11 protein-coding genes and 1 riboswitch are annotated in these 14,009 nt (G+C 58.1%); of the genes, 9 read left to right on the forward strand and 2 right to left on the reverse strand.

The features are described from left to right. Window positions 1-13: 13 nt before the first annotated feature. The gene (locus J4377_RS06950) at window positions 14-1,027 is read right to left on the reverse strand and encodes an ABC transporter substrate-binding protein (RefSeq protein WP_253487613.1); all 1,014 of its coding nucleotides are present in this window, start codon (window positions 1,025-1,027) and stop codon (window positions 14-16) included. Between the two features lie 84 nt (window positions 1,028-1,111). Then, window positions 1,112-1,294, reverse strand: coding sequence for a hypothetical protein (locus tag J4377_RS06955; RefSeq protein ID WP_095604257.1), 183 nt, complete (start codon window positions 1,292-1,294; stop codon window positions 1,112-1,114). Between the two features lie 66 nt (window positions 1,295-1,360). After that, a riboswitch (cobalamin riboswitch) is annotated at window positions 1,361-1,553 on the reverse strand. A gap of 341 nt (window positions 1,554-1,894) precedes the next feature. Here J4377_RS06955 and J4377_RS06960 point away from each other — a divergent pair. The 9 genes from J4377_RS06960 (at window position 1,895) to cobJ (ending at window position 14,008) form a co-directional block, all read left to right on the forward strand. After that, entirely contained in the window at window positions 1,895-3,667 is a 1,773-nt protein-coding gene (locus J4377_RS06960; RefSeq protein WP_253487615.1) for an AAA family ATPase, read from the forward strand. Then, window positions 3,664-4,257, forward strand: coding sequence for a cob(I)yrinic acid a,c-diamide adenosyltransferase (gene cobO / locus J4377_RS06965; RefSeq protein WP_038483381.1), 594 nt, complete (start codon window positions 3,664-3,666; stop codon window positions 4,255-4,257). The genes J4377_RS06960 and cobO overlap by 4 nt, the downstream gene beginning before the upstream one ends. Then, window positions 4,257-5,627, forward strand: a complete 1,371-nt coding sequence (locus J4377_RS06970; RefSeq protein ID WP_253487617.1) for a cobyrinate a,c-diamide synthase — start codon at window positions 4,257-4,259, stop codon at window positions 5,625-5,627. Before cobO ends, J4377_RS06970 begins: the two co-directional genes overlap by 1 nt. A 1-nt stretch (window position 5,628) precedes the next feature. Then, window positions 5,629-6,735: a cobalamin biosynthesis protein CobW gene (gene cobW / locus J4377_RS06975; RefSeq protein ID WP_253488119.1), complete on the forward strand. Its 1,107-nt coding sequence runs from the start codon at window positions 5,629-5,631 to the stop codon at window positions 6,733-6,735. Further along, window positions 6,735-10,574 (forward strand): cobaltochelatase subunit CobN, encoded by a 3,840-nt coding sequence (gene cobN / locus J4377_RS06980; protein ID WP_253487618.1) that lies wholly within the window; start codon window positions 6,735-6,737, stop codon window positions 10,572-10,574. Before cobW ends, cobN begins: the two co-directional genes overlap by 1 nt. Next, window positions 10,552-11,718: a cobalamin biosynthesis protein CobG gene (locus tag J4377_RS06985; protein ID WP_253487627.1), complete on the forward strand. Its 1,167-nt coding sequence runs from the start codon at window positions 10,552-10,554 to the stop codon at window positions 11,716-11,718. Before cobN ends, J4377_RS06985 begins: the two co-directional genes overlap by 23 nt. A 195-nt stretch (window positions 11,719-11,913) precedes the next feature. Then, entirely contained in the window at window positions 11,914-12,543 is a 630-nt protein-coding gene (locus tag J4377_RS06990) for a precorrin-8X methylmutase (protein WP_095604251.1), read from the forward strand. Then, complete coding sequence (gene cobI, locus J4377_RS06995) at window positions 12,540-13,265, forward strand: precorrin-2 C(20)-methyltransferase (RefSeq protein WP_095604250.1); 726 nt, start codon at window positions 12,540-12,542, stop codon at window positions 13,263-13,265. Before J4377_RS06990 ends, cobI begins: the two co-directional genes overlap by 4 nt. After that, on the forward strand, window positions 13,262-14,008 hold the full coding sequence (gene cobJ / locus J4377_RS07000; protein ID WP_231658385.1) for a precorrin-3B C(17)-methyltransferase: 747 nt from the start codon (window positions 13,262-13,264) through the stop codon (window positions 14,006-14,008). Before cobI ends, cobJ begins: the two co-directional genes overlap by 4 nt. Window position 14,009: the final 1 nt, after the last annotated feature.

The raw sequence follows: 14,009 nt of genomic DNA on the forward strand, positions 1-14,009 counted from the left end.
GTAAAAAGCCATATCAGTTGAAAGACATCGTCGATAGCGCCTCGGCTAGTGACTCAAGGCCGTAAATACTGCGCATAGTGGCACTCATGGCATGGGCGTCCATCTCTACGATGCGGTTATTTCTAACCGCCGTCATTTCGCTGGTAACCGGGTCATTGTGCAGAAACTCACGCTTTGCTTCGATGTCGTCAGCAGGAAAACGGCGACGATCCATGGCGGCGATAACAATCACATCAGGGTCAGCCTTGGCGATGCTTTCCCAGCCAATGGTGGGCCACTCTTCATCAGACTCAATGACATTGCGAATGCCCAGTTTGTCCATCATATAGCCCGGTGCGCCCAGTTGGCCGGCAACGAAAGGGCTAACCCCCAGATCCGTTGATGAAAACCAAAATACTGCCGATAGGTCTTCCGGCAAATCAAGGCTGCTTGCTAGGTTGATAGCGTGTTCTTCACGGGCGTTCAGGTCTGTCACCAGAGCTTCACCAGCGTCTTGAACATCGTAAATTTCGGCTAGCTCGGTGATCCCTTTATAGATCGATTCCGTCGAGAAAGCGGCGGTGCGGGTACCATCGCCACCGGTAGAGTTATCCTTGGTGTCGCAATCGGCGGGCATGATGTAGGTGGCGATACCTAGTTCATGGAACTGATCTCGGCTGGCCACGCTCCCGGTAGGCCCCACGTGCCACTCGTACTGCACCGCAACCAAGTCAGGGCGCTTGTTGACCACGGCTTCGAAGCTGGGGTCGTCGTTGGCGATCCGCTCGATCTGTTCATTGACCTCAGTAAATTGCGGCAAGACCGGATTAAACCAGACTGAGGTGCCAACCACGCTATCAGCGAGCCCTAGTGAGTAAAGGATCTCTGTGGCCGATTGACCCACCGTTACCGTTTGCTCAGGGGCCGACTCTACACTTATTTCTACGCCGCAGTTGGTTAAGTTCACGGGGTAAGTAGTGTCACTGGCCAGTGCGAATGAGGCGGGCAGCAGCGATGCGGCTATTAGTGAGTAACATACATGCTTCATTGCGGATTCCTACAGAAGAGAGTTTTTAGATTATTTGTTATGTTATAACATTGTTCTTGCCTGAGCGAAGAACACTAGCATGTCTCAGCTGTTTGCAGACAAAATATCTAAAAATCGTTGCCGTGCGGCAGGCGGTAGGTTATCGGGTAGGTTGCTCTCAGAAGCGGGGGGATCGAACATCTGGGTTCGCATGACCAATCCCATGGTGTCGCTTGGTAAGCACTGAATGCCCCAGATGCTTTCTTCATGTCCTGTTACCTCAATCATGTACACTCCCGTGCATGACGAGCGATGCATACAGCCAGAAAAAATATCTGGCCGAACTGTCTCGCTCGATTAATTAACATGGTCGGCAGGTCTCCTGACTGACGGGTCATGGCTAGCTCGCCTTCCCAGACAATACGTCCAGTGGCTCATTGAGCATCGCTAACCGCCTACAGTTGCGGGGGCAGTTCCGTTTCGCGGCTAAGCCGCAGCGGATTCTCTATTAAGTTCCGTGAGGAACACCGACGGCAGCTATTCTAGGTGGCGGGTAAAGGTAGAACAACAAAAAGCCCGATCTTTCGGCTAAATTTGACATTAAATCCATTTTTTTCATTACGACAAGACAAACCAAATCTTCTGTGACTTGGTACTCTTAAATGTCATATCAATTTGGCCTAGTATCGAAATTAGGCCTGTCTTACCGTGTACTAATAGGGACTGTCTTCTAGGGTATGCTTGGCACTAAGCTGGCTTCAAAGCCGCGCCTTCCTCTATACTGTAACGCTTTATTTCATCGCTTCCTTATGAATGGTTTTATCATTACTTACCAAGTCATCATGAATCAAGTTCAAGCTTCGGGCATGCTCTACATGGGAGGTTCGGTTGAGTGACTTTCCCTTTGTAGGTGTTGTCGGCCAGGAAGCGGTGAAAACCGCCTTGCTGCTTAATGCGATTAATCCGCGCATTGGCGGTGTGCTGATCAGTGGCCCTCGGGGTAGTGCGAAATCCACCCTGGCGCGGGCACTGGCGGCGGTTTTGCCTAACGACACCAATGGCAAAAAGCCACCCTTTGTCACCTTACCCCTCGGTGCCAGCGAAGACCGGCTAGTGGGAAGTCTTGATTTGCAAAAGGTGCTAGCCGAGCAGCAAGCCACTTTTCATGAAGGGCTCCTCGCCAAAGCCCACGGCGGGGTGATGTATGTCGATGAAGTTAATCTGCTGCCGGATATGCTGGTTGACCTGCTGCTAGACGTGGCCGCTAGCGGGATCAATATCGTTGAGCGTGATGGTATCAGCCACTCACACTCGGCGCGTTTTAGTTTGATTGGCACCATGAACCCTGATGAGGGCGAGCTGCGCCCGCAGCTGCTCGACCGTTTTGGGCTCTGTATTGAACAGGCTGACCGCGTCAGCGTTAAACAGCGCATTGCTATTGTTCAGCAGCGCGAAGCCTTTGACCACGACCCCCAAGCTTATATACAACAGTTTGCGGTAGAGCAAGCAGCGCTGACTCAGCAGGTTCACCATGCCCAACAGGCACTAGCGTCAGTGACTTGCGAAGGCTGGGTGTACGAGACCATTGCTGCACGCTGCGAAGCCGCAGGTGTTGAAGGGCTACGGGCAGACGTTACCTGGCATCGAGCAGCTCAGGCTCATGCAGCCTGGCGGGGGGCGGAAAGCGTCAGCCAAGTAGATATCGATACGGTGGCGCCCTGGGTGCTGGCACATCGTCGAACCCAGCCGCCAGAGCAACATCCGCCGTCCTCCCCGCCTAATCAAACGCCTTCAAATGGGGAGGGCGGATCGTCGTCAGCTAATAACGCGCCCACCGGCGGATCATCCCACCAAAATGGTGAGCAGGGCCAGTGGGGCGCTATGCCGCCTGTAGCACAGGAATCCATTAACCAGTCAGCGGTTAACCTGCCCGAGAGCAATACCTTTTCCCCGCGTGCGCAACGCGCCGATACAGCGGCTAGCTCAGGCAAGGGAGGTGTCTCCGGTCGAGGGCGCTCTCAGGCGGAAACCCCGCGGCTAGACGGGTTCGCGACGCTGATCGCCAATCGTGGCCAGTGGCCTTGGCGGCAGTTAAAAATGCGCAAATCTCGCGCTGGGCAGGCGGTAGCCCATTTGGTGCTGCTGGATACCTCTGGTTCCACCTTGGGGCAGCGTCTGTTAGGCCAAGCCAAAGGGCTGGTTGAGTCACTGGTCACCCAAGCTTATGCTGCGCGGGAGCAGGTCGCGGTGCTGGGGTTTGGTAATGGTGGCGTGGTGTCGCTACTGTCACGTCGTCGAGCGCCCAAAAACGCGCGGGGCACGCTTGACAGTGCCAAGGGCGGCGGTGGCACCCCGCTGCGGGAAGCGATTGTTGAAGCCAAACGGCTAATTCAACAGTGGCAGCGCCGCGAGCCTGGCTTACAGGTACGTACTTATTTGATTACCGATGGCCGCACACGGGAATCTGTTGACGACCTCGCCCCGCTAGGTGACTGCCTGCTGATCGATACCGAGCAATCGAGAGTTAAACGCGGGCAGGGCGCACGCATCGCCCAGCAATTAGGCGCCCGTTATTGGCCAGCCTCGTTTGGTAAACCCTCTTTGGTACATCCTGTTTTCGCACATTCTGTTTTTGCACATCAACCTGGGGAAAGCCCATGAGTGACGCTAGCCATCTAAACCGCATGCAGCGCAAAAAAGACGTGGTCGATGAGCGCATTAGCCGCGCCACCGAAGAGCGCGGCGTGCTGATTCTGCTTAAAGGCAACGGCAAGGGCAAAAGCAGCTCGGCCTTTGGCACCATGGCGCGTTCATTAGGGCACGGTCAGCAGTGCGCGGTCATTCAGTTTATTAAAGGCCGCCGCGAAACCGGCGAATACCTGTTCTTTCGCGATCATCCCAAGCTTGATTGGCACATCATGGGCCATGGATTTACCTGGGAAACCCAGAATCGCGAGCGGGATATCGAAGCCGCCCAAGCCGCCTGGGCCGTCGCTAAAGGGCTGTTGGAGAACCCCGCTTATCATATGATCGTGCTGGATGAGATGAGCTACATGTTCAAGTACGGCTATCTCGATCCCGAACCGGTGGTGGAAGCCTTGCAGCGCCGCCCGGCGCACCAGAACGTGATCATTACCGGGCGTACCATGGCCACGCCGCTGCAGGAAATCGCCGATACCATCAGCGTTGTTCAAGATGAGCGCCACGCGTTTCGCGGCGGCGTCAAAGCCCAGGCGGGGATCGAATACTAATGAGCACGCCAACCGCTCGCTGCCCCGCGCTGTTTATCGCTGCCCCGGCTTCTGGCCAGGGTAAAACTACCGTCACAGCGGGCTTGGCGCGGCTGCTGCGTAATCAGGGCAAGGTGGTGCGGGTGTTTAAAACCGGGCCTGATTATCTGGACCCGCAGATACTGGCTCAGGCATCAGGTCAACCGGTAGATCAGTTGGATTTATGGATGGCAGGTGAGGCCTACTGCCGCCAGCGTTTTTATGATGCCGCCTGTGAAGCGGATTTGATTTTAGTGGAAGGTGCCATGGGGCTGTTTGATGGCGAGCCTTCTAGCGCTGATCTGGCGGCCTTGTTTGCTATTCCCATGGCAATTGTCATGGATGTAAAAGGCATGGCGCAGACCGCTGCCGCGCTGGTATCAGGGCTTGCCAGCTTTCGTGATGATATTCATATCGCCGGGCTTATCGCCAATGCCTGCGGCTCGCAGCGCCATCGCGAGCTGATCGAATCAGCGCTGCCAGCGACGATTCCTTTACTGGCCGCTGTGCCACGAGACCCTGATTTAGCGCTCCCCGAACGCCATCTTGGGCTGGTGCAAGCTGCGGAGATTCGCGAGGATTTAGAGGCACGCTTTGAAGCGGGCGCCCGAGCGCTGGAAGCGGCTGGGCTGCTGGAAGCGCTTGCAGCACTGCCTCCGGTGACCTTTGCCGCTCCGCAAGAGCAGCTTGCGGCCGTTAAGCCTGTACTTAAAGGCCGCACCATTGGTGTAGCCCGCGACGCCGCCTTTAGCTTTATCTATCAGGCCAATCTCGACCTGCTGGAGCAGATGGGCGCAACGCTGTGCTTCTTCTCGCCGCTGACGGATAGCCGCCTGCCGCAATGCGATGCGCTGTGGCTGCCGGGAGGCTACCCGGAACTTCACGCTCAAACCCTTGCGGATAACAGCGCCATGCGTTTGGCCATTGAGGCTTTCTATAGCACCGACAAGCCCATCTTGGCTGAGTGTGGCGGCCTGCTGTATTGCCTGGAAACCCTGACTGACTACGACGAAACCATTCACCCCATGCTCGGCTTGCTGCCTGGGCAGGGGGCGATGCGCGGTCGGCGTGGCTGCCAGGGGATGCAAACCGCCGAACTGCCGGAAGGCCCGGTTCGTGGCCATGCGCACCACCGTTCTATGGCCGAAGGCACCCCTGAGCCGATTGCTCATGGCCGTCGCCAGCGCCACCCCGCACCGGGAGAAGCGATTTACCGCGAAAAGCGCTTAACGGCGACCTATTTACATCTGTTTTTCCCCAACAATCCTGACGCTGTGGCGAGGCTTTTTTCCGCCAGCCCGGCGCACTGCGAACCGCAGCACAGCGAGGCATTTATCCATGCAACCCAGTAATGTGAAATTAAACAAGATTCCCGCCACGGTCGTCACCGGTTTTCTCGGCAGCGGCAAAACCACGCTGTTGGCCAATATTCTGCGCCAAGTCACCGGCAAGCGGATCGCCGTGATCGTTAATGAGTTCGGCGAGCAGGATATCGACTCTAGCCTGCTGCGCAGCTGTGCGCTGGGGTGTGAAGAGGGTAGCGAAGGCGGGCAGCTAGACGGGGAAGATGGCAGCATCTATGAGCTAGCCAATGGCTGTATCTGCTGCACGGTGGAAGAAGAGTTTCTGCCGGTGATGAAGAAGCTGGTTGCCCGCCGCAATGATATCGACCACATTCTGATCGAAACCAGCGGTCTGGCATTGCCTAAGCCGCTGGTGCAAGCGTTTAACTGGCCCGACGTGCGCCAGCACTGCACCGTCGATGCGATTATTACCGTGATTGATGGCCCCGCGGTAGCCGCTGGCCGTTATGCCAGCGATGTGGATAAGGTCGAAGCCCAACGCCGCGCTGATGAAAGCTTGGATCACGACCCCAGCCTGCGCGAGCTACTGGATGACCAGCTAAGCGCGGCAGATCTGGTGCTGGTCAGCAAGGCTGACCTGCTTAGCCCGGAAGAGCGCACGCAGGTGGAAGCGGTAATTCAGTCACGGGTGAGCGAATCTGTAAAAACGCTGTTTATCGATCAGACCCAGGCCACCGACACCGCCCAGTTGGAAGCGCTGATGGGCATTGGTGCGGCCAGCGAAGCGCATATTGATAGCATCACCAATCACCATGATAAGCACCACGCTGAAGGCGCTCATCACGACCACGCCCACGATAACTTTGATTCCTGCGTGATTACCCTGGGTGAAGTGGATGGCGACGCCCTGGCCAATAAGCTGCAGCAGTTGCTGAAAAGCCACGAGATTTACCGCGCCAAAGGCTTTGCGGCGATTCCCGGCAAACCCATGCGCCGGGTTATTCAAGCAGTGGGCGAGCGTTTGGAAGGCTACTTCGACCGGCTTTGGATCCAGGACGAGATGCGCCAGACCCAGCTGGTCATTATTGGCAAATCGCTGGATAGCGCCGCGCTACGTGAAGCGCTAACTGAGACAGAGGTTCAGACGGCTAGCTAATGCACTTATTTGCCGCCAAGCCCGGGGGCTTTATCGATGATGAAGGCATTATCGACCTGCAGCAGAGCCCCGCCGAGGTCGTGATACTGTCCGCCGCTGATAGCAATCTGTCGGCGCTGGCCCAGGCGGTTGACCGCCTGGGTGAAGCGTACCCCTCGGTACGGCTAGCCAACTGGATGAATTTGGTAAAACCGGCGGCCTATGATCTCTATGAAGATCGGGTGTTGGAAGATGCCCAATTGGTCGTCGTTTCGTTGCTGGGTGGTAAAGCCTACTGGCAGTACGGCCATGAACGCCTGCTGGCATGGGCGGCGGCTAGGCCCGAACGCCAGTTGATTTTGGTACCGGGATGCGACGCACCGGATGATGCCCTGTTAGAAGATTCCACCATCGCCTTTGATGGCGCTTACCGGGTGTGGCGCTATTTAAGAGAGGGCGGCGTGGATAACGCCGAGCAGTTGCTGCGCTTTATCGCCAGCGAATGTTTATCGCTTTCTCTGGCATGGCAGGAGCCGAAAGTTATTCCGGCCGCGGTGATTTATGCGTCGCAAGACCAGCAGGCGCTAAGCCTTAGCGAGTGGCGCGGTCGTCAGGTGCCCGGGCGGCCGGTGTGCCTGCTGCTGTTTTATCGCAGCCACTTGCAGGGGGCGAATACCGCTGTCCCAGACGGATTGTTGGCCGCGCTGATAGAAAAAGGTCTAGAGCCGCTAGCGGTGGCCGTGGCCTCCTTGAAAGAGGGGCCATGCATTGATTTTATCAACCACCTGATTGAGCAAACCGGCGCCATGTTGGTAATTAATACCACCAGCTTTGCGGTCAATCGCAACGCGGACGGCCTGGATGCTCTGGGTGAAAAGCTACCCGACAGCCTGTTTGTGGGGCGACCCGTGGTGCTCCAGGCGATTCTTGCCAGCAGCACCAGTGAAGACTGGCAGGACATGGCTGCCGGGCTGCATAGCCGCGATGTGGCCATGCAGGTGGTGCTCCCCGAGATGGATGGTCGCATTATCACCAGGGCGGTGGGGTTTAAAGCCGAAGCCCACTATAACCAGCGCTGCCAGCTGGCAGTGACCCACCACGTAATTCATCCTGAACGAGCCGCCTTTGTGGCCGAGCTGGCGCGGCGTATTTGTTCGCTGCGCTTAACCCCCAATGGGCAGAAGCGTATTGCGCTGATTATGGCTAACTACCCCAATCGAGATGGCCGGATCGGTAACGGGGTCGGGCTGGATACCCCAGCAACGACGCTGCAGATTCTCAGCGCTCTAAAAGGGGCGGGTTATCCGTTAAGCGAGCTGCCGGAAAATGGCGATGCGTTGATCCGCCAGCTTCAGGGCGCGGTGACCAACGATCACGGCAGCCTCGACCAGCGCGCCTGCTGGCAGAGTATCAGCGTTGATGATTACCTAGCCTGGTTTAAAACCTTGCCCAGCGAGCTGCAAGAAACCGTATGGACGCGCTGGGGTGCGCCTCATGAAGACCCCAAATGCCGCCAGGGGCGTTTGATGATCGCCGGTATTCGCTTAGGCGAAACCTTTGTGGGGATCCAGCCGGAACGCGACTTTATCGACGATCTCACCCAGTCCTATCACGATATGGAGCTGGTGCCGCCCCACAGCTATCTGGCGTTTTACTACTGGCTGCGCGAGCACTATCAAGTCGACGCGGTTATCCACGTGGGTAAGCACGGCAACTTAGAGTGGTTACCGGGTAAAAGTATCGCCTTGAGCGCGGACTGCTGGCCGGATATTGCCCTGGGGCCGCTGCCGCACTTTTATCCGTTTATTGTGAATGATCCCGGCGAGGGTGCCCAGGCCAAACGCCGCAGTCAGGCGGTGATTATCGACCACCTGATGCCGCCGCTAGCGCGGGCCGAACTCTACGGCGCTATGGCCGAGCTTGAAGCGCTATGTGATGAGTATTATCAAGCACTGGATATGGACCCGCGCCGTGAAGCGCTGATACGCAGCCAGATTCTCGCTCACCTGCGTGATACTGGCATCGATCAGGAGCTGGCACACGCCGTCGACGGTTGTGCAAACAGTGCTGATGACGCCGACATTCTCAACGAGCTGGATACCTTTCTGTGCGATATCAAAGAGTCCCAGATTCGCCATGGCCTGCACATACTCGGCACGCTGCCGCCTGAAGAGAAGCGGGCGGGGACATTGGTAGCGCTGCTACGGCTACCCCGTGGTGAAGCGGTGGCCAGCCGCGGCCTGCTGCACAATCTGGCTAGCGATTTAGGATTGGATTTTGATCCGTTGGCCGCTGGCAACGAACCTTGGCAGGAGCCTAAACCCGTTGTTCTAAGGGAGTTGCTGGATACCCCTTGGCGCACCGGCGCGGATACCCGCGAGCGCCTTGAACTGCTGGCCGAGCGCTGGGTGGCCGACTACGTATTAGCCCCTGGTTGCCTGGAGGAACTGGCCCAAGATTACCCCAATACGGCAGAGCAGCTGCGCTATGCCCGCGACCAGCTATGGGTCGCTATGCAGCGTGGCGTGAAAATGGAGATTCAGTCGCTGCTCGACGGCCTAGAAGGTATCTTCGTTCCCGCCGGGCCTAGCGGCGCGCCCAGCCGAGGGCGGCTGGATACGCTGCCCACCGGGCGTAACTTTTTTAGCGTCGATAACCGTTCAATTCCATCGCCTGCCGCCTGGACGCTGGGGGAAAAATCCGCCCAGGCGTTTGTCGAGCGCTACCTGCAGGATAACGGCGACTATCCGCGCCGTTTGGGGCTTTCGATTTGGGGTACCGCCACCATGCGCACTGGCGGTGATGATATCGCCCAGGCCTTCGCGCTGATGGGCGTGCGTCCCAAGTGGTCGCTGGGCTCCCAGCGTGTGACTGATTTCGAAGTGATCCCCTCGATGCTGCTCAATCGCCCAAGGGTTGATGTCACGCTGCGGGTCTCCGGGTTCTTCCGCGATGCTTTCCCTAATGTGATCCGCCTGTTTGACGCCGCCGTGCAAGCGGTGGCCAGTTATGAAGAGCCGGGTAACAGCAACACCATCCGCGAGGCGGTGCTTGCCCGCCAGCAAGCACTGGAAGACCAAGGGCTAAGCCCGGAAATGGCCGCCCAAGAGGCAAGCTACCGTATCTTCGGCAGCAAGCCCGGCGAATATGGTGCGGGCTTGAACCGGCTAATTGAAAATCGTTCTTGGGACAGCGCCGACGATTTAGCCGAGGCCTATATGGATACAGGTGCCTACGCCTACGGCCAGTTCAAGGCCTCCGGCACTGCTGCGCGGGCGGCGTTCGAGCAGCAACTCCAAGGCCTGGATGCGGTGATGCAAAACCAGGATAACCGCGAGCACGATATTCTTGATTCCAACAGCTATTACGCTTTTCAGGGAGGCATGGCCAACGCCACGCGCTCGCTAAGTGGAAAAGCACCGACCATTTATCACGCCGACCACGCCAATCCCGCGGTGCCCAAGATTCGTACCTTGAAAGAGGAGCTGGCGCGGGTGATTCGCTCGCGCGTGTTGAATCCCAAGTGGATCAATGCCATGCGCGAGCACGGCTATAAAGGCGCCTTTGAAATGGCTGCCACGGTGGACTATCTGTTTGCTTACGATGCCACCACCGATCTAGTCGCCGACTACCAGTACGCCCAGGTGAGTGATGCCTTGGTGCTCGACGCCGCTAATCAGCAGTTCCTGCGTGAGCACAACCCCGCAGCCTTAGAAGAGATGGCGGAACGCTTACTCGAAGCCGCCCAGCGAGGCATGTGGCAAGCCCCCGGCGAATACGGCCAGGCGCTACAAGACCTGCTGCTGGAAATGGATGAAGCCAAAGAGACGGGGCATTATGACCACCAGCCCGCGCATTAAAGGCTGGTGCCCCGGCGCGTGGCGGCCTATGGCCACCGGCGATGGCCTGTTGGTACGTGTACGCCCACCGCTGGGCCAGCTTTCACGGCAGCAGGTAGTGGCACTGTGCGAAGCCGCCGAGACTTTCGGTAGTGGTTTAATCGAGCTAACCAGCCGAGCCAATATTCAACTACGTGGTGTGAGCGAGGCCAGCTGGCCACCGCTGATGAGCTTTTTGGTTGAGCATCAGTTGGTGAACGACGACCCGCAAGCAGAACGCCAGCCACAGCTGATGCTGGCACCTGCTTGGCAAGAGGGCGATGACACTCATACTATTGCCCGCCTGTTGCAAACGCGGGGCAGCGAATTAGCGCCCATGCCCGGCAAAATCGGCATTGCGATTGATGCGGGAAAAGCCCCGGTGCTGTGCGATAGCGCCGCTGATTTTCGTATTGAGCGCTCGACAGAAAGCGGTTTGATTGTACGCGCCGATGGCTATGAGTGTGGCACGGCGGTGAACGAGCCCGAAGCCGCCGTTGAGCAGTTAATACGCCTGACCCACTGGTTTGTGGACAGTGGTGGCTGGGACTCTGGGCGCATGCGGCGGCACACGGCGCCGCTGCCCGATTGGGCAACCGCTGATACTGCCCCCGCATCCCCTGGCGAGAAGCTGGCGCTGGGCAAACATAGCAACGGTATGGTGGTGGGGCTGCCTTTTGGCCGGGTAGCGGCTAATACGCTGCGCGAGGCTGTCTCTCCGGCAAGTGGTTCTCTAACAAATATCAGCGCTGTGCAGGTCACGCCCTGGCGGCGCTTATTGTTGAAGGATTGCGATACACTACCCGCGGTTGATGGCTTAATCCGTCATAATAGCGACCCGCGGTTAGCGATGGACGCCTGCCCCGGTGCGCCATACTGCGAACAGGCGAGTGTTGCCACCCAGCCGCTTGCCGAACGGCTAAGTGGCTGGGTGGCAACAACCGTACATATATCTGGGTGCGCCAAAGGCTGCGCCCGCCAACGGCCAGCAGCGCTGTGCCTAACCGGCCGCGAAGGGCGCTTTGACGTGATTGTTAACGGTCGCGCCGATAGCGCACCGGTTAAGTCAGGCCTTACTGAGAGTGAGGCGTTGGATGTTATTAAAAAGCTCAGCGAAAGCCGTTAGGTTTATCGAGATTAAAAAAATAGTAGCTTATATGCTGGATAGCTGAGTGCCAGGGCAGGTTGTAGCGAGGGTCTTTCGACATGGATGTCGAAAGTAGCGCCCATGGATGGGTTCACAGCGCCCTCGCGGAAACCTGCCCTAGCACGGATGCCTTGCAGAACAGTAACTGCGAATTAGTTTATTTGGAGAGTTTGGGTGCCTCACGTTTATGAAACACACGGACCGGCGATTTACCGGCAGTCGTTTGCGATTATTCGCAATGAAGCTGAGCTTGATCGCTTTTCAGCGGAAGAAGAAACGGTTGCGGTACGCATGATTCACGCCGCTGGGCTGGTGGAGCTGGCGGCGCATATTCATTTTCAGAATGACGTGGTCAATCGAGCGCGTTCAGCGTTAGAGCAGGGTGCACCGATTCTTTGCGATGCTCGGATGGTCTCCGAAGGCATTACCCGCAAACGGCTGCCCGCTAATAACCAGATTATCTGTACTCTTAACGATGAGCGCACCCCTGGCCTTGCCCAGGAAATGGCCAATACCCGTTCAGCGGCAGCGCTGGAGCTGTGGCGGCCGCACCTGGAAGGCGCAGTCGTCGCCATTGGCAACGCGCCCACCGCGCTGTTTCATCTGCTTAATATGCTCGAAGACCCAAACTGCCCGCGCCCGGCGGCCATTATCGGCTGCCCGGTCGGCTTTGTTGGCGCGGCGGAATCCAAAGAAGCGCTGTTGGCTAACCCCGCGCTGCCCAGCTGTATCGTGCGTGGCCGCCTGGGTGGTAGCGCCGTCACGGTAGCGGCCATCAACGCCATGGCGGATCGTATCGAATGACCCAAGGAACCATTTACGGGGTTGGCTTAGGGCCCGGCAGCCAAGACCTAATGAGCGTGCGTGCCGACCGCTTGATCCGTGGTGCCAGCCATGTGGCCTATTTTCGCAAGCAGGGCCGCAGCGGGCATGCGCGTACCATTGTGGAAGGATTGATCGCCCCCGGCGCAACCGAGCTGCCCATGGAGTATCCGGTTACCACGGAAATTCCGTTTGACGACCCGCGCTACAATGAACTGCTGTCGGCCTTTTACGAACGCAGCGTGGCCCAACTGATCGAGATGGCTGAAGCGGGATGCGATGTAGTGGTGCTTTGCGAAGGCGACCCGTTTTTCTACGGCTCCTTTATGCACCTCTACACGCGGCTGCTGAATCGCGTGCCGGTCTCGGTGGTGCCGGGGATTACCGGCATGTCGGCGGCCTGGACGGCTACCGCGCAGCCAATTACCTGGGGCGATGACATCATGACGGTGCTGATGGCCACGCTGCCGGAAGAGACGCTGGCCGAGCGCATCGCCCAAACCGATGCACTGGTGGTGATGAAAATTGGCCGCAACCTGGCCAAACTGCGCCGAGCGCTGACGCATGCTGGCCGTGAAGGCGAGGCGTGGCTGATCGAATACGCCGCCATGACTCAGCAGCGTGTGCTGCCACTGAGTGAGGTTGGCGAAAGCGTGCCTTACTTCTCGATTGTGCTGATTCATGGCAACGGGAGGCGGCCATGAGCGGTTGGCTGAAAATCGTCGGCCTAGGGCCGGGTGCCGACGCCATGATTACCCCGGAGGTTTCGGCTGCGCTGCTCGAAGCCACCGATGTGGTGGGCTATGTGCCCTACGTTAATCGCGTGGCACCTAGGGCTGGATTAGTCCGCCATGGCTCTGATAATCGCGAAGAGATTCGCCGGGCGGAGCAGGCGCTACAGCTGGCGCTTGAGGGCCACCGGGTAGTGGTTGTCTCCTCTGGCGACCCTGGCGTATTCGCCATGGCCGCCGCGGTATTCGAAGCCTTGGAGGCGGGCGATGCCCAGTGGCGCACGCTGGATATTCAGGTTCTACCGGGCATTTCTGCCATGCTGGCCGCCAGCGCCAGCGTCGGCGCACCGCTGGGGCACGACTTCTGCTGCATCAATCTATCCGACAACCTCAAACCCTGGGCGCTGATTGAGAAGCGCCTGCGTCTGGCTGCTGAGGCCGACTTCGCCATGGCGTTTTACAACCCGCGCTCCAAGGCACGGCCGGCGGGTTTTGAACGAACGCTAGAGGTACTGCGGGAAGCCTGCGGGCCGGATCGATTGATAATCTTCGCCCGCGCGGTTTCGACCCCGGAAGAAGCAATTCGCGTCACCACACTAGAGCAAGCGACGCCGGATATGGCTGATATGCGCACGCTGGTCATCGTTGGTTCCCAGCAAACCCGCTTGATTGAACGTAGTGGCGTGCCGCTGGTTTATACGCCGCGTTCGGCGTGAT

The sequence above is a fragment of the Halomonas sp. XH26 genome (assembly GCF_024138895.1).
In the GTDB taxonomy this organism is placed as follows: domain Bacteria; phylum Pseudomonadota; class Gammaproteobacteria; order Pseudomonadales; family Halomonadaceae; genus Vreelandella; species Vreelandella alkaliphila.